We start from the raw sequence: 25,742 nt of genomic DNA on the forward strand, positions 1-25,742 counted from the left end.
ATCAACAAGGACGAAGAGGCCCCCATCTTCCAGGTCGCCGATTACGGCCTCGTCGCAGACCTCTTCACTGCCGTCCCGGAACTCACAGAGAAACTCTGAGACCGGCGCCCCCGAACATCCCGAAAGGCCCGCCAGACCGGCGGGCCTTTCTACTTTTATTGGCGCGCCGGCTTCCCTGCTTGGTGTGCGCAGGAGTGAGATGTTAGACAGATTCTAACTGGCCTCAGTGAGGTGCCCATAGATTTATAGACATCAGCCTTGGTCAGTTTGTGCTGTCTGCTCTCGAAGTCAACGGTCGCCAGCACACAAGGAGCGTCTTTGGCACTTGATGTGATAATGCAAATGCATTACTTCTTGATTTGTCCGAATACCTATTCTTTTATGAGGCTGCTATGACTACGCTTGCTCAGGATGTTTCGAAGCTCACCGATCGCTATCAGACTACGGTGCCGAGCGGCGTGCGCAAGCAGCTGAAGCTCAATAAAGGTGATCAGATTCGCTACTGCATCGAGGCGAGCGGGCGGGTCTATATTGAGCCCGTGCGCGCCCAGGAAGGTGATGCTGCGCTTGGTGCGTTTCTCGATTTTATCGAAACTGATATCAAGGCGCATCCGGAACGCATCCGGACGTTTGACGGTGCGCTGCATGACCGCCTTGCAGCACTTGTTGGTGACATTGACGTTGACCTCGATGAGCCGCTGTCTCCCGAGGACGAATGACGGGTGAGGCAGCGCCTGCCGAGGCGCCTCTGGTCGTTAACGGGTGGTCGATCTACGCGCACCCCATCTTTCTTGATCAACTCGAAGGACTGATTGAGGAGGTCGAAGGGCGCAGGCGGCGCGACTCCAAAACGTGGCGCAAGAAGAACTGTACGAAGCGACTGGCCGCGATCTTCAAGCTGGTGACTGGGGCAATACCGGTTGATCCGGGTGCCCCGGCATTCAGGCAGGGCGATACGCTCGGTGACGGCCGAAAGCACTGGTTCCGGGCGAAGTTTTTCCAGCAATATCGATTGTTTTACCGTTTCAACAGCGATGCAAAGGTTATCGTGCTCGCTTGGGTGAACGACGAGAAGACCTTGCGGGCTTATGGGAGCAAGACGGATGCCTATGCAACCTTTCGGGGCATGTTGGACGGTGGCAATCCGCCAGACAATTTTGACACGCTGATGGATGAGGCTGTGGCGGTGGCGGAGCGGTTCGAGCATGATCTTAAGTCTGCGCCCGATCGCTAGGAGGCCATCGGAGAGCACCGAAGGTGCTCCGGCTGCCGCGTTTGCCCGTTGGTGGCAACGCCTGCAATCTTTGATAGCCAAATTGCTGCGGCGAGGTCTGGTTGTCGGCCGACTGCAAAGGGAAAATTCTACGAATAAAATCGAAAGCCAGCGCATTGGCTTGCCCAGTGGAGGAACTAGATTCCTTCTGTTACATGGAGAAAACGCAACACCTCTGTGGCAAAGGTTTTCGTGAAGCCGGGGGCATCGTCAGGATTCACGCAGTACGGCGAACCTATCCACGCATCTCGTGTTTCAGGGAACACGGGTATTTCCGTGTCGAACACGGGTAATGTGCCAAAGCTCTCGCGGATTGATCCGGACGCGAGAGGGCCGACGAGCAACCCGAGCATAGGTTCCGCCCCCGTTTCATCTATCCAACCTCGGTAGCGGAATACGTCGTGCGCCAAGCGGGCATCGACGCAGCTTCTTGCGGGCACAATTGTGAGATGGGACCATGTATAGGCGATATGTTCCGCGAAGCACCCGATAGCGGGGCAGTCCACGATGATGCTATCAAAGTCACCCGGATCTGTAGTCAGGTAGCGCTTCAACTCTAATGCAGAACTGACGTTCGTATGTCGGAGTTGATCAGCAGTGACATAATCCTCCATGGCCAATTTCCAGTCAACGAGTGATGCCGGTGGCGTCTCGGTAATCTGATCTGCGTACCCAAGAAAGTCTTTTGGCGTCTCTTTGGGGAGGGCGAACGACGCATTCAGAATGTGAACACGAAGGCCGCGGGCGAGCATGCCTAGCGCCAGGGCGGCGACCGCGGTGCTTCTCCCGGTACCCCCTTTGGCGGCCATGAAACTGACGACATGCATCTGTTCTAACTTTCGGTCAGGAAGCTGGCTGATTCGGCAACTAGCGGTTATGAATGGCGCGGCTTCTTCCGCTGGGAAGACCTCGCCACCTGAGCGCGTATGAGCTTGATTTTGGCGCTGTCTTTGCCTTCGCCTTTGTGCCGACGGACCTCACCAGTAGTGCGGGTAGTCTTGCTGGCATGAGCGGCCTCGATCATGCCTGCGCGACCGGCCTCCTGCCGTTCGGCGCGGCTGACCCCGGAACCGCGCTCGGCATGTTTCTGGCTGATTGTCTCACGGTTCCTTTTCATCGCATCCGAGGTCATCTTGGCGTCTTGCAGGGCGGCAGCAACCCGATTTCCGGGTTGTGCAGCGCGCGCCGCGCCAACTGCCGACATGCCTTGCGTAACCCGCGGTCTGGTCGCATCTATCGCGCGGGAGCCAACCGTTTTGCTCGCGCTTGCGGCGCTCCGCGCCTCCTGCAATCCGCTGGTCGTCGCTACGATTGTCCCAGCCAGGCCACTCACCATATCCGGCACCTTCGCCATCATAATGACGGCACCAAGCCCCACGATCAGAAAGCCCGCCGCCTGGCTCAACTCTTTCGCCTTCCCAGCGTCGTCGATCATTCCCTCCCCGACGCCGACGACCGCCCCCATGATGCCGGCTGAGACCAGCGGGATCATAGCAAAGCCAATCGTAAATTTCGCCCAGCTTTCGAACAGGCTGCTGGTGGCCTTGAATAGCAGAGTCGGAACGAAGACAGGGGCAAGAGAGATCGCCATCGCCAGACCAATTTTTCCGATGGAGGTGACGATGATCGCCACGCAAGCCATCAATGCTCCCAAAACCCATACAAGCACGGACGTAATGCTGATCCCGATCATCCCACTTTCTTTTGCGGCGCGGTCCGAGAAGTCAAACAGCCCCGTAATCATGCGATCCAACGCCTCATTCAGGTTTGGCGCGTCCGTCGCGCCCAATAGGGCTGCACCGATGGAACCCGGTGTTTCTGTTGTGATGGTGTAGATTGGCTGGAACGATGCCCAGCTGGTCGCCACGGCGAAGACCAGAATGTAGCGTATACTCCATTTAATGTAATCCGAGGCCCGTATCGGCGCCCATTGAAGGAGAGCATTCGCGGCGATGAAAGCGACCCCCACGATCCCCATGGCCTCCACCATCTTTGCGACGGGCTCGCCAAATGTTTCGAAAACGCTTTTGGAGTATCCTTCGACCGCCCCGTCGATCAGCTTCATTGTATCTGCAATATGCGTCGCCATACTCGTGTCTCCGTTACTCGATAGCGCCGACGTCGCGGCAGTAGGCTAGCGCGGCATTGGCTCCGCTATCCTCTTCTTGGAGGGTCAAATAAATCGGACGAACCGCGCTGCGTGGCAGCTCCCAGACCTCTTCCGGTACCATCGCTTCAACCTCGTCCCAGTTCCGTCGGCCGTTCAGACAGGCGATTTCATATGGCTGGCCCTTTGCGAAGGCTTCACATTGCGCGCGCATGTGCTGGGCATCCCACCGGTCACGGTACTCCTGAAGCACACGCATCATTGCGCGGTTGGGTGCGCGCGCCCTGATTTCATCATCGTCGATGTTGGTCGCGCCATCGCAATGCCAGGAATTCTCTGCGGCGATGGTTGTCGCTGGGATGGCAATCATAATTGCCGCCATTGTGATTGCTGAAAGCTGCTTTCCAATAGAGAGCATTTTATCCTCCTTTTCGTTGCCCCGATTCTATCGAGCGGGCGGAGAAACGCTATAGGGGGTATAATTTATCTTTAAATTTCAAATACATGTCGACTTTCAAACTTGAGGCGTCAGGAAGCAAACCTGAGACCTCAAGATCGAAAGTTGTGTGTCGCAAAAGATGTTTCACTGGCGTCGTGCGAACTGCAAAATCAGATCTGGATGGTTGGAGTCCCGCGCGAGGGGCGGGGAGCGGGCTTTCGCTGTGCATCGCATGAAAGGCCGGAATGTGTGGGAAGCGGACCTCGGGGTGGCAACCGGGACTAATGTTAGAACGTAGGAGGCCGACCTTCGATCCAGCGACCACGTTGGCCGCCCGGCCCATTCAAGAGCACAAAATTCCGCGGCCCAACGTCGGGGGGCAGAGCAATGCTGCATGGTGCTCCCGCGTCGCGGCAATCTGTTTCCTAGGTTGCTCCCATAGACTATACAGCCAGCGATATCAGCAATTCGGAAGTGCCAAATGCCCGACAACCAGCCCATTCCACCGAAAGCGTTCATTTCTTACAGTTGGAGCAGTCCCGACCATGAGGCTCGCGTCTTAGACCTTGCAACCGAATTGCGTTCGGCAGGCGTGGATGCGATCTTGGACAAATGGGACCTGCGCGAAGGTCAAGAGTCGGCTGCTTTCATGGAGCAAATGGTCACCGACAAAGACATTCAAAAGGTCATCATCGTATCTGATAGGGCCTACGCCGAGAAGTCGGATAATCGCTCGGGTGGCGCAGGCACAGAGGCACAGATCATATCCCCAAAGCTATATAGTGGCGAGGATGAAGGTAAGTTCGTCGCACTCGTGTTTGAGCGGGATGAACACGGTAAAGCCTGCTTGCCAGCCTACTACACGTCGCGAATTTTCATCGACTTCACTGACCAGACCAAAGCGACCGATAGCTTCGAACAGCTTGTGCGTTGGATTTTCGACAAGCCCCTTCACCGAAAACCAGACGTTGGACGCGCTCCCGCCTACCTCAGTTCGGATGACGCGACGATCACTCTCGCTACGAGCGCGGCTCATCGCAGAGCGATGGACGCAGTGCAGAACAGCAGGCCCCACGCATTTGCAGCAACGCAGGAGTATTTGGAAACCCTCACCAATCAGCTTCGGTTATTCCGCATCAACGTAGAGACTGACCCACTGTCAGATGAGATACTGAGCAACTACGCTTCCTTTTTGCCGTATCGGGATGAAACAATTTCGCTGGTGCGCGCAATTGCCCGAGCAGAGCCTGACCCACGCTATGGCGATGCCCTACATGCATTTCTCGAACGGTTCATTCCTTTTTTCCATGCTACGCCAGAATGTGGAAGGCATCGAAAGTTCGACTTCGACAACTACAAGTTCTTTGCGCATGAATTCCTATTGTACTTCTTCACAATTGGGATGGCTGATGGTCGCACTGATTTAATTGATGCAATTGCGGGACGACCTTACTACGATACTGTTCGTGGAGAGAACGGCGGCAATGCGGTTGGATCATACGACGTATTTTCCTTTCATGATGGTCTCCTTGACTACCGCAACAAACAACTTGGGCTAAGGCGCTATTCGCTTCACGCGGACCTTCTCAGCGAAAGAGCGGTAGGAAGCGGCTTTAGGTTCGAGCAACTGATACAGTCCGACTTTGTTCTGTTCCTGCGCCATCGACTGCTTCACGCAGAACCCTACTATTTCTGGTTTCCCGTTACGATGTATCTTCTTGGTTACGGTCACCACCGTCCATTTGAGATATTTGCTCGAGCGCAGTCGGCGCGCGAACTCAAGCGCTTGATCCCTATGCTTGGGATTGAAAATCGAGGACCACTTGACGAGTTAGTCAAGGCATATTCTGACGACCCAAAGAAAGCCCCGAGCTTCAACGATGGATGGGATCGCCTGGACATTGCGAAGCTTACGGGACACGATCAGCTTGGCTCTCGCCCATGACCGCCAGAGCGCCTGTTTTGTAGACGTCAGGCAGGCTCACGCACTTAGAGGGCTGGGAGGCAAAGACATCGAACGAGAACAACGATTTGATTTGTCGATCTACCAATAACCCTTGAGCGGCACTTGCCCAATGTGTGCGCCGACGCTGCGGCGATCGGGGATCCACCGGGCGAGCGCGGCAGAAACCGCAATGTTGACATGGCCGAGCTTCGTGTCCCCTTCGATCTTCACGCGCCTGCTTGACCCCACATCGGGCTCGCGCCTCTCAGGCTTTTGGCGTGAGAAGTCGCAGGCACGCCCTCATGCCGCGTCTTTCACGAGTGTCGTGGAGGGCCGGGACCGGCCATCTACATTTTCTGGAACCAAGGTCAGCTATGGGTTGAGGCCGGTCATCCGCTGCGCCTGGCGTGGAGTTCCGCTCCGGGCCGATTGTGTTGAAAAAGTCCTTGAGGCTCTCGGCGCTCTCCGAAATGCAGAACAATGTTCTAAATTCACGTGTCAGGCGCCGTATTTTCGGCTGCTTTGCAACGCCTTGAGAACATTTTCCTACAAAAATTGCCTGTCAGGTGCCGTGACAGAGTTTTTCAACACAATCGGCCGTGTATGTCTGCAAAGAGCGGCATCTTTACCACCGCCGCCAACTTAGCCCCATTGTTGCGGCGATAGGTTCAGGGCAGCCAGCCTGAACACGGCTTCGATATGCGCGTACAGATAGCCCGTTTTCCAGCGCAATTACCTCCCACTCATCATTCGGATTATGCGCTATGTCCCGAACACCTTCAGTCGCAGATCTTTCACTCGACCAGCCTCGCTTGAGGCGCTGTCTGAAGGTTTGAAACGCTATCCCATTTTCTTCAGCAACAGGCCGAGCTGGGAGTCCGTTCTCAAATTCAGCCAAACCATCACGGCGCCGGTCTTCAAAGGCAGCACGATCATATGGGAATTGGGTGTGCTCACAGGGAACAGTCCACACCTTCGATCCGTTCTCGGTGTCCTCAAGGCTCACCGCTGAGGCGTCATCCAATGGAAATGGCTTCAGTCCATAGCGCCTACAAAGCCACCAGGCATCTTCGCGACTTGCGGCTTTGCCAATTACCTCACCACCCAATGGAGCAACATCGTTGATCATCAATACATTCCGTTTCAGAAATGGTGTGAATCCGCGTGGTCGAGTCAGATTATATCGTTTCTACTCATTGAACGCAGGCGCCGAGATAAATAGCTCTCAATCCCAACGGCTAGCATAAAGGCCGGAAGGGCCGCCACCACGACAAAACCCGCAACGGTGGCAGTCAGGAGTGGCGCCCATGGCATGCCATCTCCGTTCCAGAGGGCACATAGCGCACCCCAAGCCATCAAGTAAGTCAATGAAAAAGCACACATAACGTCGATCACAGGGCGCGTGAAACGGCCAATGTCGCACTGCATCCGTTCGGCTGCCGCTAATTGGTGACGCCTCCAAGTATCGGGTTGTCTCAGGTTCATTTTTATTCTCTCAACAATTCTATCCAGGTGTGGACATCGTCCATGGCTATTTCCTTTCCTTCCAGGAAGGATCGGTACCAGCGCGCGGCAATCGCCCCGCGCTTTTCGCTTTTCAGCTTGGTCCCGCTGTCAGACAAATACTTGTCCAGAGCGACCTCGAAGTCCTCCAGCGCAGTCAGATCATGCTCCAACCGGACGGCCTCGACTCCTAAGAGAATCCAGTTCAGGTCTACCCGAAATTGACGGTGCAACTCGACCAATGCTTCGACCGGGATCGAGCGCTTGCCCAACTCATAGCTCTGATAAGCGCGGAGAGAGATTCCGAGAGCTTCGGCCATTTTCACCTGCGACATACCAAGCTCATTGCGTGCGAACGCGATGCGCGCGCCGAGGGCGCTCAAGTAGTCATACGGACGATCAGCCATTATCGTGAGCAATCCACTTGCGGTTGCGCTCATATGAATGCTATACGCACAAATGAACGCCATTCGTTGTGTTTCGTTGTCGGACCATGACGCTTGAGCGCATTCAACCCGATTCGCACTACCTTACGGAAAGGAGAGGGTTTTGGCACAGGAAAAGTTGCTTTCCCCCAAAGAACTGGGCGAGCTTGTCGGACTGAGCGCCGCGCAAGTTCGCGCGTTGATGAACGACGGACGGCTAGAGTTCGTCGAGATTTCCGCGAAGACAAAGATGCTGACCATGAGTGGTTGGGAGCGGTTCCAGCGCAACGCGACCAGGTTCAAACGCCCTGAAGGCGAGCAACCGAGCCTGCCCTTGGGCGAGCCGCAGCACTCTAGCCTTTGACGTGGGAGGAACCCCTATGGCCATGCCCCGCGCAACGCTGACGCAGAGCGAATTGACCCGATACCTCAAGGCGTATCGGGAGGCAGGTATTCCGGTCGTACGGTCCGAGATCAGCCGGGACGGCAAGGTCGTGATCTACAGCACCGAGAAGCAGACCGACGAGGTCAACAACCCGTGGGATCACCCATGAAACGCCGCAAGCAGTTTCCCGGTGCGACGGCCTATTTCGACCGGCACGGGAAGCGGCGCTGGCGGTTTCGGAAGGGTGGGTTTTCAGCTGAGCTGGGAAGCGATTACGGGTCGGAGGATTTTGTTCGGCGCTATGAGGATGCCGTCAACGGGCACAAGACGCGCGGGCTGATCGGGGCGGACCGGACCAACCCCTATAGTGTCAGCCAGCTTGTTGCGCTCTGGTATCGCTCGCCCGAGTTCCTCGATCTCGCGCCCAGCACGCAGAAGGTCTATCGCGGGATTGTCGAGAAGTTTCGGGAGGAGCATGGCGATAAGCCGGTGCGGCTGATGCAGCGCCGGCATGTGCAGACGATCCTGGCCGAGAAAGCCGAGACCCCGACAGCGGCGAACAACCTGCGCAAGCAGCTGATCCAGTTGATGGACTTCGCGATCACGCTGGACTGGCGCGGTGATAATCCGGCACGGGCGACAAAGCCTTTCCGCGTGGGCGGTGATGGTTTTCATACCTGGGACGAAGAGGAACTGGCGCAGTTCTTCAAGGTCCACAAGCCCGGCACACTTGCGCATACGGCGGTGACGCTGATGCTCTATACCGGCGCGGCGCGTGTCGATGCGGTGAAGCTGGGGCCTAAGAACGTCCGCAGCGGCAAGATCGAGTATCGGCGGCAGAAGACGCAACGCTCAGGCGGTGTGCTGGTTTCCGTCCCGATCCACCCGGACCTGGCGGAGGTGCTGCACAGGTTGCCGAAGGACAGGCCCTTTCTGGCCACCCAGAAAGGCACCATGCGGTCCGCCGGCGGCCTGGGCAATCTCATGCAACGTTGGACCGAAGAGGCCAAGTTGCCTCAGTGTTCCGCCCACGGCCTTCGCAAGGCTTGCGCGCGCCGCCTGGCCGAGGCTGGGGCGACTGCGCACGAGATTGGTGCGGTCACAGGACACAAAACGCTGGCCCTTGTGCAGCGCTATACCGAGGCCGCTGGCCGCGAAGGCATGGCCAATTCCGCGATTGAGAAACTCATCGCCCGCCCCAATGGCGAGCGCAATTTGGCGAACCTTCCCAAGAGGTTCGTCAAATCCGACACCAAACCCAAGCAGGGAAAGGATAATTTATGATCAGTGGTGAGCCGTGCAGGATTCGAACCTGCGACCCACTGATTAAAAGTCAGTTGCTCTACCAACTGAGCTAACGGCCCACTAGGCGGCCTACTTAGAAAGACCGGGGCAGGGGGTCAACCCCGAAATTGCGTGTTTTTTTCGTGGATGCTGGATTCGTGTCGGGCGCGGGTTTATATGCCCGCCCATGAGCGCGCGAAACGATACCGATCTGGCCTTTATGAAGATGCACGGCCTGGGCAACGACTTTGTCGTGCTGGATGGGCGTGTGCGCCGTGTCGATGTCACGCCGGAACTGGCCGTTGCCATCGCGGACCGGCGTTTGGGGGTCGGATTCGACCAGCTGGCGGTCATTTCCGACGGTCCGGGCGATGCGCATCTGACCTTTTATAACGCGGACGGGTCGACATCCGCGGCCTGCGGGAATGCCACCCGCTGCATTGCGCGGTTTCTCATGGACGAATCGGGCCGTGATTCGCTGCGTCTGACCACGGAACGGGGGGAATTGCGCGCTGTCGATGCCGGGGACGGTTTGACATCGGTCAATATGGGGCCGCCGCAACTGGACTGGCGCGATATTCCCCTGGCCGAAGAGATGGACACGCTGGAATTGCCGGTCGAGGGCGGCCCGACCGCCACGGGCATGGGCAACCCGCATTGCACGTTCTTTGTCGAGGATGCCACTGCCGTTCCACTGGAACAGTTCGGCCCGCGTTACGAGCATCACCCGCTCTATCCCGAGCGCACCAATGTTCAGGTGGCCAGCCTGATCGCGCCCGATCACCTGCGCATGCGGGTGTGGGAGAGGGGCGTTGGCGTCACCCTGGCGTCGGGGTCGTCCAGCTGCGCCACCGCCGTGGCGGCGGCGCGCCGGGGCCTGACCGGGCGCAAGGTGCGGGTCGACCTCGACGGCGGCACGTTGCATATCGACTGGCGCGAGGACGGCGTATGGATGACGGGCCCCACGATGCACGTTTTCGACGGGGTGCTGACGGCACAGTTCCTGCGGGGGCTGACATGACGCAGCCGCCCCGCTTCACCACGCTTGGATGCCGTCTGAACGCCTATGAAACCGAGGCGATGAAAGAGCTGAGCCAGCAGGCGGGGCTTGAAAACGCGGTCGTCGTGAACACCTGTGCCGTCACCGCCGAAGCGGTGCGCAAGGCGCGGCAGGAAATCCGCCGGTTGCGGCGCGAAAATCCCGGGGCGCGCCTGATCGTGACCGGCTGCGCCGCCCAGACCGAGCCTGAGACATTCACCGCCATGCCCGAGGTCGATGCGGTCATCGGCAATACCGAAAAGATGCAGCCCGATACCTGGGGGCGTCTGGCGGCCGATTTCATCGGCGAGACGGAAACGCCGATGGTAGACGACATCATGAGTGTGACGGAAACCGCCGGGCACCTGATCGACGGGTTCGGCACCCGCAGCCGCGCCTATGTGCAGGTGCAAAACGGGTGTGACCACCGCTGCACCTTCTGCATCATCCCCTATGGTCGGGGCAATTCGCGCAGCGTTCCGGCGGGCGTGGTTGTGGACCAGATCAAGCGTCTGGTCGACCGGGGCTATAACGAAGTGGTGCTGACCGGCGTGGACCTGACAAGCTGGGGCGCCGACCTTCCCGCGCAGCCGCGTCTTGGTGATCTGGTCATGCGCATTCTGAAACTGGTGCCGGATCTGCCGCGCCTGCGGATCAGTTCGATCGATTCGATCGAGGTGGACGAAAACCTGATGCAGGCCATCGCGACCGAACCGCGCCTGATGCCGCATCTTCACCTGAGCCTGCAACATGGCGACGATCTGATCCTCAAGCGGATGAAGCGCCGCCATCTGCGCGACGATGCGATCCGGTTCGCCCAGGAGGCCCGCCACCTGCGCCCCGAGATGACCTTTGGCGCGGATATCATCGCGGGCTTCCCGACCGAGACCGAAGCGGCCTTCGAAAACTCGCTGAAACTGGTGGAAGAATGCGACCTGACATGGCTGCATGTCTTCCCCTACAGCCCGCGCCCCGGTACGCCCGCGGCGCGGATGCCGCAGGTGCATGGCGCCGACATCAAGGCGCGCGCTGCCCGCCTGCGCGAGGCTGGCGAAGGGCAGGTCGCACGCCATCTGGCGGCGCAGCAGGGGCGCACCCACAGCGTGCTGATGGAAAATCCCCGCATGGGGCGCACCGAACAATTCACCGAGGTGAGTTTCGACAGCGACCGCGAAGAGGGCCACATCGTCTCCGCCACGGTGACCGGAATGCGCGGACAGCAACTGGTTGCGGCCTGATACGGGCTGACAATGCTGGACAGGGCCTGTGCAGCCTTCTAGCGTGAGCCCGTCATCAACAGGAAAGTCTGCGCCATGAAACTCATCTCGTCCGGTACGTCCCCCTTCGTGCGCAAGGTTCATGTGCTGCTGCATGAAACCGGGCAGTATGACGACCTTGAAATCGCCCCCATCCCCACCAGCCCGTTCGATACCGCTCCCGAGGTGGCCAGCGCCAATCCCCTGGGCAAGATTCCGGCCCTGATCCGCGATGAGGGGCCGACCCTCTATGACAGCCGGGTGATCTGCCGGTTTCTCGACGATCGCGCGCAATCGGGGCTCTATCCCGAGGCCCGCCTGTGGGAAACGCTGACGCTCGAGGCCACCGCCGACGGCATCATGGAGGCCGCGATTCTCATGCTGTACGAGCACAGGCTGCGCCCGGCCGAGGCGGTGCTCGAGTCATGGGTCGATGCGCAATGGGACAAGATCGAACGCGCCGTGGAGGCGCTCAACGCCCGCTGGATCAGCCACCTGCGCGGACCGCTCGATATGGGGCAGATCGCCGTGGGCTGTGCGCTGGCCTACCTGGATTTCCGCCACGATGCGCGCGGCTGGCGCAAGGGCAACGACGCGCTGGACGACTGGTTCGCGCTGTTCTCGCAGCGGGACAGCATGAAGGCGACCCAACCCGCCGACTAAAACGAAAACGGCGGGTCAGACGACCCGCCGTTTCACCGAGTCGCGTTTCACGACATCAGAAGCTGTAGCTGACCCCGATATTCACCGCGTGGGTCAGAAGTTCGGTGTTGAGCTTGCCGGGCAGCTGGCCGAAGGCCGGGTCGATGGTGATGTCGTTATCCGACCAGACGGCCTGATATTCGCCGAACAGAGCCCAGTTTTCGGTAAGGTCGTATTTCAGGCCCGCGATGGCCCGCACGGCAGGCCCGGTGGTTTCATAGCCGAAGGTGCGCACGCCCGACCCCAGAACCTGGATGTCCACATGCGGGATGGCCACACCGATCCCCGCGCCGACATAAGGCGTGAACTTCGGCGTTGCCTTGAACACGCCGGGCCAGCGTTTCATGACGTTCGCGGTAATGATGTTGTGACCGTCCGACAGCTCCAGACGGCTGACGCCGATCGCGGCCATATCGGCCTGTGACGCATAGGCCTTGGTGTGCGTGCCTTCGATACCGAACCCGATATCGTTGTCCAGCCACCACATCGCGCGACCGCCATAGTAGATCGGGCTGTCGAACGGCTTGCCTTCCCAGTCGACCGAGCGGCTGATCGGGGCGCCGCCGGGCAGATAGCCCGATCCGGTGCTGCCATCCACGCTTTGCGTGCCGACATAAAGGCTGAGTTCCATCTCCGCTGCGGCAGGGGCTGCAACGGCTGTTGTGGCCAGGATGGCCGCGGCTTTGACGACGTTTTTCATCGTGGAACACTTTCAGGTATAGGGAAATTACTGGGGCCTGTGTATACCCGCCTGACGCGATGCTCAAGCGCGACACATGAGCGCTCCACTCAGATAGGCGTCATTGCGTACTGGACTGACAGTTCAAGCCCGGCTAAACAGCGACGCGATACGGGGGCGCGGATTCCGTGCCCCGCAAGTGGAAAAGGCCGGTTCCGGCTTTGAAAATGGAGTAACCCCGTGTCCCACGCAGACGAACACGAAGGCACCCGGAGGGATTTCCTCTACTATGCCACAGCCGGCGCCGGTGCCGTAACCGCAGGGGCCGCTATCTGGCCTCTTGTCAATCAGATGAACCCTTCGGCTGACGTTCAGGCGCTCAGCTCGATCCGTGTAGATATCTCGGGCGTCGAGGAAGGCACCCAATTGACGGTGAAATGGCTGGGCAAGCCCGTGTTCATCCGCCGCCGCACCGCCATCGAGATCGAGGATGCCCGTTCGGTCGAGGTCAGCGACCTTCCCGATGGCATCGCGCGCAACGAAAACATCGAAGGCGATGTTCCGGCAACGGACGAAAACCGCACCCTGGACGAAAACGGTGAATGGCTGGTCCAGATGGGTGTTTGCACGCATCTGGGGTGCGTTCCGCTTGGAAACGCCGGCGACTTCACCGCCGAAGGCGATGTCGGCGGCTGGTTCTGCCCGTGCCACGGGTCGCACTACGATACTGCGGGCCGTATCCGCAAAGGTCCGGCTCCGGAAAACCTGCCGGTTCCCGTCGCCGAATTCGTCGACGAATCGACGATCAAACTGGGATAAGGAAACGCGCTCATGTCCGGAATTCCGCACGATCATTACGAACCCAAGACCGGCGCCGAGAAATGGCTGCATTCGCGCCTTCCCATTGTCGGTCTGCTTTATGACACCCTGATGATCCCTACGCCCAAGAACCTGAACTGGATGTGGATCTGGGGCATCGTTCTGACCTTCTGTCTGGCGTTGCAGATCGTCACCGGCATTATCCTTGTGATGCACTACACGCCGCATGTCGATATGGCCTTTGCGTCCATCGAACACATCATGCGCAACGTGAACGGCGGTCACATGATCCGCTATCTGCACATGAACGGCGCGTCGCTGTTCTTCTTTGCCGTCTATATCCACATCTTCCGCGGCCTCTACTACGGCTCCTACAAGGCCCCGCGCGAAATCACGTGGATCATCGGCATGCTGATCTACCTGTGCATGATGGGCACGGCCTTCATGGGCTACGTTCTGCCCTGGGGACAGATGTCGTTCTGGGGTGCCACGGTGATCACCGGCCTCTTCGGTGCGATTCCCTTCATCGGCGAACCGATCCAGACATGGTTGCTGGGCGGACCGGCGGTGGACAACGCCACGCTGAACCGGTTCTTCTCGTTGCATTACCTGCTGCCCTTCGTGATCGCCGCGCTGGTCGCGGTGCATATCTGGGCCTTCCACAGCACCGGCAACAACAACCCCACCGGTGTCGAAGTGCGCCGCGGCTCCAAGGCCGAGGCCGAGAAGGACACCGTTCCGTTCTGGCCGTATTTCGTGATCAAGGACCTGTTCGCACTGGCCCTGATCATGGTGGTGTTCTTCGCCATCGTCGGCTTCATGCCCAACTATCTGGGCCACCCCGACAACTATATCGAGGCCAACCCGCTGGTGACTCCGGCGCATATCGTGCCTGAATGGTACTTCCTGCCGTTCTACGCGATCCTGCGCGCCTTCACGTCGGATGTCTGGGTCGTGATGTTTGCCAGCTGGATCACCGGCGGCATCATCGACGCCAAGTTCTTTGGCGTGCTGGCGATGTTCGGTGCCATTGCCGTCATGGCGCTGGTTCCGTGGCTGGATACCTCCAGCGTGCGCTCGGGCCGTTACCGTCCGATGTTCAAATGGTGGTTTGCGCTGCTGGTCATCGACTTCATCGTCCTGATGTGGGCCGGGGCCATGCCCGCCGAGCCGCCCTATTCGACGATCTCGCTGATCGGTGCGACCTACTGGTTTGCATATTTCCTGGTCATCCTGCCCCTGCTGGGCGTGATCGAGAAACCGCAACCGCAGCCCGAAACCATCGAGGACGACTTTGCGTCGCACTACCCCAAGGCATCCGGTGAGGCGGGGCAATCCGCTGCAACCCCTGCCGAATAAGAAAGGACACGGGATAATGTTCAAGAAACTCGCGATTTCCGCAGTTGCCGCCCTGACCCTTTCGGCCGGGGGCGCACTGGCCGCCGAAGAGGGCCACGTGCATGACGTGGACTTCTCCTTCGAAGGCCCGTTCGGCAAATTCGACCAGAACCAGCTGCAACGCGGTTTGCAGGTCTATACCGAGGTCTGCGCGTCGTGCCACGGCATGACATACGTGCCGATGCGCACGCTGGCCGACGAAGGTGGCCCGCAACTGCCCGAGGATCAGGTCCGTGCCTATGCGGCCCAGTACGAGGTGTTCGACCCCGAACTGGACGATTACCGCCCGGCCAGGCCGACGGATCATTTCCCCGAAGGAAACGATCCCAACGCGCCCGACCTCAGCCTGATGGCGAAGAAACGCGCCGGGTTCCACGGCCCCTATGGCACCGGGATGGCGCAGCTGTTCCAGGGCATGGGCGGCCCGGAATATATCGTCGCGATCCTCACCGGCTATACCGGTGAGGACAAGTTCGAGGCTGGCACGACCTTCTATGAAAACACGGCCTTCCCCGGCGGATGGATATCCATGGCACCGCCGCTTTATGGTGAGGACGTGGAATATGCCGATGGTCACTCCAACGACCTGCATCACGAGGCCGAAGATGTGTCCGCCTTCCTGATGTGGGCCGCCGAACCCAAGATGATGGCCCGCAAGCAGGCCGGCCTGACCGGTGTGATCTTCCTGACGGTGCTGACGGTGCTGCTGTATCTCACGAACAAGCGCATCTGGGCCCCGATCAAGGGCAAGAAGATCGGCTAAGCGTCACGGACCTTGGATACCCTATTGGAAAACCCCGTTCACCTGGACGGGGTTTTTCTTTGCCGGGCCATTTGCAAGGAACCGGCGGGAAAGATGCTCCTGCAAACGCGGCCAGACCCGGTCATCGCGGTCCTGATCGCGCTCAGCCCCGGTGCAGCGTGTCGCCATAGGTGATCGTCGGCTCCAGTTCCACGCGAACCGGCTCGGCGGTTTCCGGGTGTTCGACACGGGCCGCGATGATCTCGGCGGCCCGGCGCCCGATCTCGAGCCGGCAGGCATCCATCGTGGCCAGTTCGCGCGGCAATCCCTTGAGCAGGTCCAGGCCGTTGAATCCGGCCAGGCCGATCTGGTTGGGAATGTCGATGCCCTGTTCCATCAGGTACATCAGCCCGCCAGCGCCGATCTTGTCGTTGGAATAATAGATGAAATCCAGATCGGGGCTGCGCTTGAGAATGGTCTCGGTCATCTCGCGCCCCTTCACCAGCGCCGACCCCCCGGAATAAAACTCCTGATCGGCCACTTCGATGCCCGCCTTGGCCAAGGCCTCTGTGAAGCCTTCGAACCGCTTCCGCGCCCGGTGATCCAGCGGCATCTTGGTGCCCAGGAACCCGATACGCTTGTAGCCCGCTTTCAGGATCGCCTGCGCCATCTGCTGACCGGCCCGGCGGTGCGAGATGCCGACCACCGAATCCACCGGCGTGCCGTCCACATCCATAATTTCCACCACGGGAATCCCCGACGCCCGCAGCATCGCGCGGCTGGCATCCGAATGCTCCAGCCCGGCGATGATCACCCCGGAGGGCCGCCAGGACAGCATCTCGTAAAGAACCTTTTCCTCTTTCTCGGGCAGGTAATCCGACAGCCCCACAACGGGCTGCAAATCGGTGGTTTCCAGAACCTGTGTGATGCCGGTCATCACCTCGGGAAACACCATGTTCGACATCGACGGAATGATGACCGCCACCAGATTGACCCGCTGGCTGGCCAATGCGCCCGCGATCTTGTTGGGCACATAGCCAAGGCGCTTGGCGGCTTCCAGAACCCGTTGGCGTGTCGCCTCGGAGACATCCCCGCGATTGCGCAACACGCGGCTGACGGTCATTTCGGATACTCCCGACGCCTCGGAAACATCGCGCAGGGTCAGGGGGCGTTGGTCGGGTCTGGTCACGGGCTGTTGTCCTGAAAGGGTTTTCCAACTGTTACCGCGAACACTCGGACAGGATCAAGCGTGACGAAATCCCCCATGACAAACCCCGCTCACCACGCTAAACGGGGCACAGCGGCCCCGTGGCTCAACTGGATAGAGCAGCCCCCTCCTAAGGGGCAGGTTGCAGGTTCGAATCCTGCCGGGGTCGCCAATCTTCAGGATTGATGATTCCGGGCGGCTTGTGTTGCTGCGGCGCGGGGGGGGCTGGACGTGTTTTCAGGCAGGCGGTATTTCTGAAACACATAAATATATCAATGCCTTAATACGCTTCTTCTTTCTGCCCGTCTTGACTTTTGTCATGTTTGCACCGCTCCCGTATGGTAAATTGGGCGCATGTTCAGCGTGCGGTCCCGGATATTTCATTGCGCAGTTCTTGCGCTGGCACTGACATTCGCAGGTGTTGTCGGCGTGATGGCAGATGCCGCCATGTCCCTGGCGCAGAATGGCCTCAGCACGATCGTGATCTGTAGCGACGATGGCGCTGAAACGATCACGATCGACAGATCGGGCAACCCGGTTGACCCGCCTTCCATGCCGGACTGTTCGCACTGCCCGGCCTGTACGCTTCATGTCACGGCGCTGCCGGTGATGCCGACGGTCTGGAGCCGTCCGGGCAAGGCGGCCCATCTTCTCACCTCCCAAGCCCATGCGGCGCAGCGCAGCTATGTCACCGTTCAGTGGCGTCTTGCGCGCGGTCCCCCCAAGGATATCTGAGCCATGTCTGTTTCCCTCCGCATGCCCCTTGCGTCGCTGGCCCCGCGTTCGGCCTGCCGCGCAAACGGATTGATCAGAAGTTTCACGATCCTGATGGCCGGTCTCCTGATTGTCGGCCTCATGATCGCCGCCGGCGCAGCCCCCGCGCGCGCTCAGGCCACCGCCAACGTTCTCTCTCAATTCATCGACGATATTGCCCCCGGCGAACTGGTCGAGGGGGCCGATGCCTTCGGGCCGGTCCGCGAGGACATTCCCGTCGCGCCGCTGCTGCAAGGCGATCAGCGCATCGGCTGGGCGTTCATCGCGTCGGATTTCGTCGGGACGACGGGTTATTCGGGCAAGCCGATCCATACGATGGTGGCCGTGAATGACGATGCGGTCGTCATGGGTGTCAAGCTGGTCAAACACTCCGAACCGATTGTGCTGATCGGGATTCCCGATTCCAAAATTCAGGCGCTCGCAGCGGATTATGCGGGGCTCGATCTGGTGGCTGAGGCCACCTCGGGCGGCACGGCCCATGATCTGGACATCATCGCCGGTGCGACGGTCACGATCATGGTGATCGACGATTCCATCGTGCGCTCGGGGCTCAAGGTGGCGCGCCAGCTTGGCCTTGGCGGGCTCAGCGCGCCCACGGCCCCCACCGGCCCCACCTACGAGATCGACCCCGAGGCCACCGCCGCGTCGGACTGGATGACCCTCGAGGGCGACGGCACCCTGCGCCGCCTGTCTCTGGATGTGGGGCAGGTGAATGCGGCCTTCGAGCAGGTGGACGATCCGCGCGCCGCAAGGCGGCCCATCACCGACCCGCCCGAGACCACCTTTATCGACATGTATATGGGCCTGGTTTCGGTGCCCGCTGTCGGGCAGGCCCTGCTGGGCGAGGCAGAGGGCCGCAACCTGCAAAACTGGCTGGACGAGGGCGATCACGCGATCATGATCGCGGGCCGGGGGCTCTATTCCTTCAAGGGATCGGGCTACGTCCGCGGCGGGATTTTCGACCGTATCGTTCTGATCCAGGGCGATCTGTCGGTCCGTTTCCGCGACCGGATGCACCGCCGTCTGGGCGATGTCGCCGCCGAGGGCGCACCGGAATTCACCGAAACGGACCTGTTCAAGATACCGGCGGATACCGGGTTCGATCCGACGGAACCGTTCCGCCTGCAACTTCTGGTGCAACGCGACGTGGCGGCCATCGAACGGGTCTTCACCACGTTCGAGATGGGCTATCGGTTGCCCGACACCTACATGCGCGCCTTGCCTGCCCCTGCCCCCGCGCCGCAGACCACCGCCGCGCAGGCCATGGCCGAACAAGAGGAGCACGCGGCGCAATCGGCCCTGTGGAAACGGATCTGGCAGGACAAGACGGTCGAAATCGCCGGTCTGGCGGTGATGCTGTTCATCCTGACGGTGGCGTTCTTTTTCCAGGGCTTCCTCACCCGCTCCGAGCGCGTGACCTACTGGTTCCGCATGTCCTTCCTGACCGTGACGCTGGTCTTCTTGGGCTGGTACGCCAACGCGCAACTGTCGGTGGTCAACCTGATGGCCCTGTTCGGCGCGCTGACCACGGATTTCAGCTGGCAGGCGTTCCTGCTCGATCCGCTGACCTTCATCCTGTGGTTCGCCGTGGCCGCCGCCCTGATCTTCTGGGGGCGCGGGGCCTATTGCGGCTGGCTGTGCCCGTTCGGCGCGTTGCAGGAGCTGACCAACCAGATCGGGCGCAAACTGGGCATCCCGCAATGGACGCTGCCCTGGGGGCTGCACGAACGGCTGTGGCCGCTGAAATACATGATCTTCCTGGGCCTGTTCGGCGTATCGCTGGCCTCGATCGAGCAGGCTGAACATCTGGCCGAGGTCGAGCCGTTCAAAACCGCCATCGTCCTGAAATTCGTGCGCGCCTGGCCGTTCGTGGCCTACGCCGCCGCGCTCCTGATCGCGGGACTGTTCGTGGAGCGCTTCTATTGCCGCTACCTGTGCCCGCTTGGCGGGGCGCTGGCGATCCCGGCGCGGCTGCGCATGTTCGACTGGCTGAAACGCTACAAGGAATGCGGCAACCCCTGCCAGACCTGCGCCAACGAGTGCTTCGTTCAGGCGATCCACCCCACGGGCGAGATCAACCCCAACGAATGCCTCAACTGCATGCACTGTCAGGTGCTCTACCAGTCGGAAACCAAATGTCCGGTCGTCATCAAACGCCTCAAGCGGCGCGAATCCGCGTCGCGCGGGGCGGCCGATGCGGGCCGGGCGATTCACAATCATCCCAACCTGAAGGAGAAGACCAATGTCTGACACGAACCCGAAAACAGGCATTACCCGCCGCGGTATGCTGGGCGCGACCGCCGGTGGCGCGGCCCTGCTCGGTGGCGCAGGCGGCGCGCGTCTGGCGCTGCTCGGCGGCGCGGCCGGCGTGGCCACGGCCGCCGGCACCAGTGCGGCCAGCGCCTCGGAGGCGCTCAGCATCGCGCCGGGCGAACTGGACGATTACTATGGCTTCTGGTCCTCGGGTCAGACCGGCGAGTTGCGCATCCTGGGCTTCCCGTCCATGCGCGAACTGATGCGCGTTCCGGTGTTCAACCGCTGCTCGGCCACCGGCTGGGGCCAGACCAACGAAAGCCTCAGGATCTTCGAAGAAGGCATGTTGCCCGAAACCAAGGCGTTCCTCGCCGCGCAGGGCAAGCGCGTGCATGACAACGGCGATCTGCACCACCCGCACATGTCCTTCACCGACGGCACCTATGACGGGCGCTACCTGTTCATGAACGACAAGGCCAACACGCGCGTGGCCCGTGTGCGTTGCGACGTGATGAAGACCGACAAGATCGTCGAGATTCCCAACGCCAAGGCCATCCATGGCCTGCGTCCGCAGAAATTCCCGCGGACCGGTTATGTCTTCGCCAATGGCGAGGACGAGGTGCCGATGGTCAATGACGGGTCGGTTCTGGACGAGCCCGACAAGTACGTGAACTTCTTCACCGCGCTTGACGGCGACACCATGGAAATTCCGTGGCAGGTGATGGTGTCGGGCAACCTCGACAACACCGATTGCGACTATCAGGGCAAATACGCCTTCTCGACCTCGTACAACTCGGAAATGGGCATGAACCTCGCCGAGATGACCGAGAACGAGATGGACCATGTGGTGATCTTCAACATCGCGGAAATCGAAAAAGGCGTCGCCGAGGGTGATGTGCAGGTTCTCAACGGTGTGCCGGTGATCGACGGACGCAAGGGCCAGAACAAGAACTACACCCGTTACGTTCCGATCCCCAACAGCCCACATGGCATCAACACGGCCCCCGATGGCAACTATGTCTGCGTCAACGGCAAGCTCTCGCCCACGGTTTCCATTCTCGATGTGCGCAAGTTCGATGCGATCTTTGCCGATCCGGATCTCGATCCGCGCTCGGTCGTCGTGGCCGAACCTGAGCTGGGCCTCGGACCGCTCCATACCTGCTATGATGGGCAGGGCAATGCCTTTACCACGCTGTTCCTCGACAGCCAGGTGGTGAAATGGAACATGGAAAGCGCAATCCGCGCGGCCAACGGCGAGGATGTCGAATATATCCTCAACAAGCAGGATGTGCACTATCAGCCTGGTCACAACTCGACCTCGATGGGCGAGACCAGAGAGGCCGACGGCAAGTGGTATGTCTCGATGAACAAGTTTTCGAAAGACCGCTTCCTGAACGTCGGCCCGCTCAAGCCGGAGAACGAGCAACTCTTCGATATCACCGATGGCAAACTGGAATTGGTGCACGATGGCCCCACCTTCGCGGAACCGCATGACAGCATCATCGTCCGGCGCGATATCGTGAACCCGGTCAGTGTCTGGGACCGCAACGATCCCATGTGGGCCGAAACACGGGCACAGGCCGAGGCCGACGGGGTGGATATCGACGACTGGGCCGATACGATCATCCGCGATGGCAGCAAGGTGCGTGTCTACATGTCCAGCCAGGCACCGACCTTCTCGCTCGAAAAGTTCGAGGTGACGGAAGGCGACGAAGTGACGGTCGTCGTCACCAACCTGGACGATATCGACGACCTGACCCACGGCTTTACGCTGAACAATCATGGCGTGGCCTTCGAGGTCGGCCCGATGGCGACCGCCTCGGTGACGTTCACCGCAGCCAAGCCCGGCGTTTACTGGTACTATTGCCAGTGGTTCTGCCACGCGCTCCACATGGAGATGCGCGGCCGGATGCTGGTCAAACCGAAAGGGGCCTGATCCATGCTGCTCCGCCTCCTCCTGCTGGTCACGCTGATCGCGTCCGCCGCCGCTGCGGATGACGTGCCCGTGCCCGCACGGGGCGGGGCCCTGCAAACCGCCATCGCCGGGGCTGCCCCCGGCGATGTGCTGATCCTCGCACCGGGGCGTCACGACGGCCCGGTGACCCTTGCGCACCCGATCACGCTGGACGGGCAGGGCAAGGCCACCATCGACGGCGGCGGTCAGGGCTCGGTCATCACCGTGACGGGCGATGACATCACTGTGCGCGGCCTCACCGTCACCGGCTCGGGCAGCGACCATCAGACCATCGATTCAGGCGTGCAACTGACCAAAACCGCCCGCCGCGCCGTGATCGAGGGCAACCGCATCCTCGGCAATCTCTACGGCGTGGACATCCACGGCGCCGATGACAGCATCGTGCGCGGCAACACCATCGAAGGTCGGCAGGACCGGCGCATGAACGCGCGCGGCAACGGTGTCTATGTCTGGAATGCCCCCGGCGCGCAGGTGGTGGGCAACGATATCCGCTTTGGCCGCGACGGGATTTTCGTGAACACCTCGCGCCGCAACGTGTTTCGCGACAACCTGTTTCGCGACCTGCGCTTTGCCGTGCACTACATGTACGCCAATGACAGCGAAGTGTCGGGCAATGTCTCGATCGGCAATCACCTTGGCTATGCGCTGATGTTTTCCGACCGGGTCAAGGTTCTCGACAACCTGTCGCTGAACGATCGCGATCACGGCGTCATGCTGAACTACGCCAACAGTTCCGACCTGCGCGGCAACCTCGTGCGCGGCGGGGCCGAGAAATGCACCTTCATCTACAACGCGCATCGCAACCTGATCGTCGGCAACCGGTTCGAGGGCTGCGATATCGGCATCCATTTCACCGCCGGGTCCGAACGCAACGCGCTGACCGGCAACGCCTTCATCGGCAACCGCACACAGGTGAAATACGTCGGCACCACCGATGTCGAATGGAGCTTCGAGGGCCAGGGCAATTTCTGGTCCGATCATGCCGCCTTCGATCTGGATGGCGACGGTCAGGCCGACAGCCCGTTCCGCCCCAACGACCTGATGGACCATATCCTGTGGTCGCAACCCGCCGCCGCCCTTCTGGTGGGCGCGCCCGCGGTGCAACTCATTCGCTGGTCGCAATCCAGCTTCCCCGCCACCCTTCCCGGCGGCGTACTGGACAGCCACCCCCTGATGACCCCGGTGCGGATCGACGTGCCGGACGACATGGCCGACCTGGCCAGACAAAGCGCCGGAAAATGGCGCGACGGAAAGACAGATGACGCAAAGTTTGACCCTCTCACAGCTCACTAAGAGCTATCAGGACACGCAGGCGCTCCGCGATGTGTCGCTCGATGTCGCGCCGGGTGAACGTGTCGCCCTGCTCGGCCATAACGGCGCGGGCAAGTCCACCCTGATGAAGATCGTCCTCGGGCTGATCCCCTATGACAGCGGCGAGGTGCGGGTTCTGGGGGGCGCCCCCGGATCGGGCGCGGCGCGGGCCGGGGTGGCCTACCTGCCGGAAAACGCCGCCTTCCACCCGGCGCTGACCGGGCTGGAACAGATCCGCTATTACCTGCGCCTGCGCGGGCAACCCGCCCGGCTGGCCGGTGACCTGCTGGAGCGCGTCGGCCTCGGTGATGCCGCAAAACGGCGCATCGGCACCTATTCCAAGGGGATGCGCCAACGCGTCGGGCTGGCGCAGGCGCTGATCGGCAAGCCCCGGCTTCTGGTTCTGGACGAACCCACCAGCGGCCTCGATCCGGTGTCGCGGCGCGATTTCTACGCGCTGCTCGACGATCTGGCCGCAGAGGGCGCATCTGTCCTCCTGTCCAGCCATGCCCTGACCGAGGTCGAGGCCCGCACCGACCGTCTGGTGATCCTGTCCAGGGGGCGGCTCGTCACGCAGGGCAGCCTCGGCGACCTGCGCCGGCAGGCCAACCTGCCCATCGCTCTGCATGTCGTCCCGCACGAAGGGCAGGGCGCGCAACTGGCCGATGCCCTGCCCGAGGGGCGCATGAACGGCACCGGCCTGCACCTCAGCTGCGCGCAGGACGAGAAACTGACCACCCTCTCGCGCATTGCCGGGCTCAGCCGGATCGTCCGCGACGTCGACGTGATCCCGCCCAGCCTCGAAGACATCTACAGCCATTTCAGCCGGAGGGACGGCCAATGACCCGCATCATCGCGACGGCCATCACCGAATTCCGCATCGCCCTGCGCAACCGTTGGGTCGCCATAGCGGTGGCGATGATGGTCCTGTTCTCGCTGGTCCTGTCGGCGGCAGGCTCGGCCCCCACCGGCGCCCTCGGGGTGGACCGCCTGTCGGTGACGGTGGCCAGCCTTACCTCGCTGTCGGTCTATCTCGTACCGCTGGTGGCGCTTCTGATGTCCTTCGACGGCATCGCGGGCGAGGTCGAACGCGGCACCCTGCCGCTGGTCCTGACCTACCCGGTGTCGCGCCCCGAAATTCTTCTGGGCAAGCTGCTGGCGCATCTCGCCGTGCTGACGCTGGCGGTGGCCGCCGGGTTCGGCAGCGCCGCCGTGGCGACGCTGGCAACGGATGCCTCGGCCAGTTCCGGCCTGCCCGCGCTGTGGCGCTTGCTGTGGTCCTCGGTCCTGCTGGGCGCGGCGTTCCTGTGCCTTGGCTATGCGCTGTCGGGCCTGTCGCGCCGCCCCTCCGGGGCTGCGGGGCTCGCCATCGGGCTGTGGCTGGTGATGATCGTCCTGTACGATCTCGGCCTGCTGGCCGCTGTCGTCTCCGACGGGGGCGGCTGGTTCACCACCGAGGCCTTCCCCTGGCTTCTGATCGCCAACCCCGCCGATGCCTTCCGCCTGTTCAACCTCGCCGCCTCCGAGGCCGCCTCGGCCGCCGCCGGGGTCGCCGGGGCCGCAAACACCATCCCGCCCGCCCATGCGCTGGCCTCCATGCTGCTCTGGCCGGTCCTGGCGCTCGGGCTTTCGGTTCTCGCCTTCAGAAAGGTCACGCCATGAAACGCCTTGCCGCGATCCTGTGCCTTGCCATACTGCCCGCCTGTCAGGAGGACACCGCCGATATCCCGCAGGCGGTGACCATGACCGCCTCGGCGGTGGGGCATTTCTGCCAGATGAACATGCTCGAACATCCCGGCCCCAAGGCGCAGGTCCACCTGACCGGCCTGCCCGGAACGCCGCTGTTCTTCAGTCAGGTGCGCGATGCCGTCGCCTATCTGCGCATGCCCGAACAAAGCCACGAAATCGCGGCGGTCTATGTCAGCGACATGGCCAGCGCCGCCAGTTGGGAGATTCCGGGCGCCGACAACTGGATACCGGCCAGCACCGCGCATTACGTCGTCGGATCGTCCCGCACCGGCGGCATGGGCGCCCCCGAGCTTGTCCCGTTCTCCGATGCGGCCAGCGCCGCGCAGTTCGCCCAACGGCATGGCGGGCAGGTGCAGGAACTGGCCGATATTCCCGACACTGCCGTTCTGGCCCCTGTCGCAACATCGGCCACGACACCGGATGACGATGATTTTGCAGACCGCCTTCGCGCGCTCTCGCAGGAAAGGACGAATTGAT

26 protein-coding genes, 2 tRNA genes and 1 pseudogene are annotated in these 25,742 nt (G+C 61.1%); 21 read left to right on the plus strand and 8 right to left on the minus strand.

Annotated features, from left to right (window positions below):
- From BUB53_RS08855 to BUB53_RS08865, 3 genes and pseudogenes are all read left to right on the plus strand, one after another.
- A pseudogene (locus tag BUB53_RS08855) lies at nt 1-99 on the plus strand (electron transfer flavoprotein subunit alpha/FixB family protein); the annotation flags it as partial.
- Between the two features lie 293 nt (nt 100-392).
- Nucleotides 393-719 carry a type II toxin-antitoxin system PrlF family antitoxin gene (locus tag BUB53_RS08860; RefSeq protein ID WP_073034369.1) on the plus strand — a complete coding sequence of 109 codons (327 nt, stop codon included), beginning with the start codon at nt 393-395 and terminating at the stop codon, nt 717-719.
- Nucleotides 716-1,234, plus strand: a complete 519-nt coding sequence (locus BUB53_RS08865) for a type II toxin-antitoxin system YhaV family toxin (protein WP_073034370.1) — start codon at nt 716-718, stop codon at nt 1,232-1,234. Before BUB53_RS08860 ends, BUB53_RS08865 begins: the two co-directional genes overlap by 4 nt.
- Before the next feature lie 176 nt (nt 1,235-1,410).
- Here the strand turns inward: BUB53_RS08865 and BUB53_RS08870 are convergent, their stop codons facing one another.
- Genes BUB53_RS08870 through BUB53_RS08880 form a run of 3 tightly spaced genes read right to left on the minus strand, consistent with a single transcriptional unit; the run spans nt 1,411 to nt 3,798 of the window.
- Nucleotides 1,411-2,100, minus strand: coding sequence for a ParA family protein (locus BUB53_RS08870; RefSeq protein ID WP_073034371.1), 690 nt, complete (start codon nt 2,098-2,100; stop codon nt 1,411-1,413).
- 47 nt (nt 2,101-2,147) lie between these two features.
- A complete protein-coding gene (locus BUB53_RS08875; protein WP_073034372.1) occupies nt 2,148-3,362 on the minus strand; it encodes a TrbL/VirB6 family protein in 1,215 nt (404 codons plus the stop codon).
- Nucleotides 3,363-3,375: 13 nt separating this feature from the next.
- Nucleotides 3,376-3,798 (minus strand): hypothetical protein, encoded by a 423-nt coding sequence (locus BUB53_RS08880; RefSeq protein ID WP_073034373.1) that lies wholly within the window; start codon nt 3,796-3,798, stop codon nt 3,376-3,378.
- A 502-nt stretch (nt 3,799-4,300) separates the two neighbouring features.
- Between BUB53_RS08880 and BUB53_RS08885 the strand changes: the two genes are divergently transcribed.
- Complete coding sequence (locus tag BUB53_RS08885; protein WP_073034374.1) at nt 4,301-5,764, plus strand: SEFIR domain-containing protein; 1,464 nt, start codon at nt 4,301-4,303, stop codon at nt 5,762-5,764.
- Between the two features lie 625 nt (nt 5,765-6,389).
- On the opposite strand, the gene BUB53_RS22450 is transcribed toward BUB53_RS08885, so the two are convergent.
- Together BUB53_RS22450 and BUB53_RS08900 are read right to left on the minus strand one after the other, a co-directional pair.
- Nucleotides 6,390-6,893: a hypothetical protein gene (locus BUB53_RS22450; RefSeq protein WP_143163178.1), complete on the minus strand. Its 504-nt coding sequence runs from the start codon at nt 6,891-6,893 to the stop codon at nt 6,390-6,392.
- A 358-nt stretch (nt 6,894-7,251) separates the two neighbouring features.
- The gene (locus BUB53_RS08900) at nt 7,252-7,674 is read right to left on the minus strand and encodes a helix-turn-helix domain-containing protein (RefSeq protein ID WP_073034649.1); all 423 of its coding nucleotides are present in this window, start codon (nt 7,672-7,674) and stop codon (nt 7,252-7,254) included.
- Nucleotides 7,675-7,816: 142 nt separating this feature from the next.
- Here BUB53_RS08900 and BUB53_RS08905 point away from each other — a divergent pair, with 142 nt between their 5' ends.
- From BUB53_RS08905 to BUB53_RS08910, 3 genes are read left to right on the plus strand one after another with little or no spacing between them, the layout of a single operon-like run.
- A complete protein-coding gene (locus tag BUB53_RS08905; protein WP_066703202.1) occupies nt 7,817-8,056 on the plus strand; it encodes a hypothetical protein in 240 nt (79 codons plus the stop codon).
- Between the two features lie 16 nt (nt 8,057-8,072).
- A complete protein-coding gene (locus tag BUB53_RS22740; RefSeq protein WP_159437789.1) occupies nt 8,073-8,246 on the plus strand; it encodes a hypothetical protein in 174 nt (57 codons plus the stop codon).
- Nucleotides 8,243-9,361, plus strand: a complete 1,119-nt coding sequence (locus tag BUB53_RS08910) for a site-specific integrase (RefSeq protein WP_073034376.1) — start codon at nt 8,243-8,245, stop codon at nt 9,359-9,361. The genes BUB53_RS22740 and BUB53_RS08910 overlap by 4 nt, the downstream gene beginning before the upstream one ends.
- A 4-nt stretch (nt 9,362-9,365) precedes the next feature.
- Here the strand turns inward: BUB53_RS08910 and BUB53_RS08915 are convergent.
- Nucleotides 9,366-9,441, minus strand: a tRNA-Lys gene (locus BUB53_RS08915).
- Between the two features lie 107 nt (nt 9,442-9,548).
- Here BUB53_RS08915 and dapF point away from each other — a divergent pair.
- From dapF to BUB53_RS08930, 3 genes are all read left to right on the plus strand, one after another.
- Complete coding sequence (gene dapF, locus BUB53_RS08920; protein ID WP_073034377.1) at nt 9,549-10,382, plus strand: diaminopimelate epimerase; 834 nt, start codon at nt 9,549-9,551, stop codon at nt 10,380-10,382.
- Nucleotides 10,379-11,638: a tRNA (N(6)-L-threonylcarbamoyladenosine(37)-C(2))-methylthiotransferase MtaB gene (gene mtaB / locus BUB53_RS08925; RefSeq protein WP_073034378.1), complete on the plus strand. Its 1,260-nt coding sequence runs from the start codon at nt 10,379-10,381 to the stop codon at nt 11,636-11,638. Before dapF ends, mtaB begins: the two co-directional genes overlap by 4 nt.
- Nucleotides 11,639-11,713: 75 nt before the next feature.
- A complete protein-coding gene (locus tag BUB53_RS08930) occupies nt 11,714-12,319 on the plus strand; it encodes a glutathione S-transferase (RefSeq protein ID WP_073034379.1) in 606 nt (201 codons plus the stop codon).
- Between the two features lie 55 nt (nt 12,320-12,374).
- Here BUB53_RS08930 and BUB53_RS08935 read toward each other — a convergent pair whose 3' ends face one another.
- The gene (locus BUB53_RS08935; RefSeq protein WP_073034380.1) at nt 12,375-13,058 is read right to left on the minus strand and encodes an outer membrane protein; all 684 of its coding nucleotides are present in this window, start codon (nt 13,056-13,058) and stop codon (nt 12,375-12,377) included.
- A 219-nt stretch (nt 13,059-13,277) separates the two neighbouring features.
- Between BUB53_RS08935 and petA the strand changes: the two genes are divergently transcribed.
- From petA to BUB53_RS08950, 3 genes are read left to right on the plus strand one after another with little or no spacing between them, the layout of a single operon-like run.
- Nucleotides 13,278-13,856, plus strand: coding sequence for a ubiquinol-cytochrome c reductase iron-sulfur subunit (gene petA, locus BUB53_RS08940; RefSeq protein ID WP_073034381.1), 579 nt, complete (start codon nt 13,278-13,280; stop codon nt 13,854-13,856).
- A 12-nt stretch (nt 13,857-13,868) separates the two neighbouring features.
- Complete coding sequence (gene petB, locus BUB53_RS08945; protein WP_073034382.1) at nt 13,869-15,215, plus strand: cytochrome b; 1,347 nt, start codon at nt 13,869-13,871, stop codon at nt 15,213-15,215.
- Nucleotides 15,216-15,231: 16 nt separating this feature from the next.
- Entirely contained in the window at nt 15,232-16,017 is a 786-nt protein-coding gene (locus BUB53_RS08950) for a cytochrome c1 (RefSeq protein WP_073034383.1), read from the plus strand.
- A 142-nt stretch (nt 16,018-16,159) separates the two neighbouring features.
- Here the strand turns inward: BUB53_RS08950 and BUB53_RS08955 are convergent, their stop codons facing one another.
- Nucleotides 16,160-17,185 carry a LacI family DNA-binding transcriptional regulator gene (locus tag BUB53_RS08955; RefSeq protein WP_073034384.1) on the minus strand — a complete coding sequence of 342 codons (1,026 nt, stop codon included), beginning with the start codon at nt 17,183-17,185 and terminating at the stop codon, nt 16,160-16,162.
- 113 nt (nt 17,186-17,298) lie between these two features.
- On the opposite strand from BUB53_RS08955, the gene BUB53_RS08960 reads away from it, so the two are divergent.
- The 8 genes from BUB53_RS08960 to BUB53_RS08995 all read left to right on the plus strand — a co-directional run bounded on the left by BUB53_RS08960 (nt 17,299) and on the right by BUB53_RS08995 (nt 25,741).
- Nucleotides 17,299-17,375: transfer RNA gene (locus BUB53_RS08960), tRNA-Arg, on the plus strand.
- 182 nt (nt 17,376-17,557) lie between these two features.
- Nucleotides 17,558-17,938, plus strand: a complete 381-nt coding sequence (locus BUB53_RS08965; protein ID WP_073034385.1) for a DUF2946 family protein — start codon at nt 17,558-17,560, stop codon at nt 17,936-17,938.
- A gap of 93 nt (nt 17,939-18,031) precedes the next feature.
- Nucleotides 18,032-20,227 carry a NosR/NirI family protein gene (locus tag BUB53_RS08970; RefSeq protein ID WP_073034651.1) on the plus strand — a complete coding sequence of 732 codons (2,196 nt, stop codon included), beginning with the start codon at nt 18,032-18,034 and terminating at the stop codon, nt 20,225-20,227.
- On the plus strand, nt 20,220-22,166 hold the full coding sequence (gene nosZ, locus BUB53_RS08975) for a TAT-dependent nitrous-oxide reductase (RefSeq protein ID WP_073034386.1): 1,947 nt from the start codon (nt 20,220-20,222) through the stop codon (nt 22,164-22,166). The genes BUB53_RS08970 and nosZ overlap by 8 nt, the downstream gene beginning before the upstream one ends.
- A gap of 3 nt (nt 22,167-22,169) precedes the next feature.
- Nucleotides 22,170-23,498 (plus strand): nitrous oxide reductase family maturation protein NosD, encoded by a 1,329-nt coding sequence (locus tag BUB53_RS08980; protein WP_073034387.1) that lies wholly within the window; start codon nt 22,170-22,172, stop codon nt 23,496-23,498.
- Nucleotides 23,464-24,360, plus strand: a complete 897-nt coding sequence (locus tag BUB53_RS08985) for an ABC transporter ATP-binding protein (RefSeq protein ID WP_073034388.1) — start codon at nt 23,464-23,466, stop codon at nt 24,358-24,360. The genes BUB53_RS08980 and BUB53_RS08985 overlap by 35 nt, the downstream gene beginning before the upstream one ends.
- On the plus strand, nt 24,357-25,178 hold the full coding sequence (locus BUB53_RS08990) for an ABC transporter permease (protein ID WP_073034389.1): 822 nt from the start codon (nt 24,357-24,359) through the stop codon (nt 25,176-25,178). The genes BUB53_RS08985 and BUB53_RS08990 overlap by 4 nt, the downstream gene beginning before the upstream one ends.
- Nucleotides 25,175-25,741: a nitrous oxide reductase accessory protein NosL gene (locus BUB53_RS08995; RefSeq protein ID WP_073034390.1), complete on the plus strand. Its 567-nt coding sequence runs from the start codon at nt 25,175-25,177 to the stop codon at nt 25,739-25,741. Before BUB53_RS08990 ends, BUB53_RS08995 begins: the two co-directional genes overlap by 4 nt.
- The last annotated feature ends 1 nt before the right edge of the window (nt 25,742 follow it).

Origin of the sequence: Roseovarius pacificus (assembly GCF_900142665.1) — a bacterium.
GTDB lineage: Bacteria > Pseudomonadota > Alphaproteobacteria > Rhodobacterales > Rhodobacteraceae > Roseovarius > Roseovarius pacificus.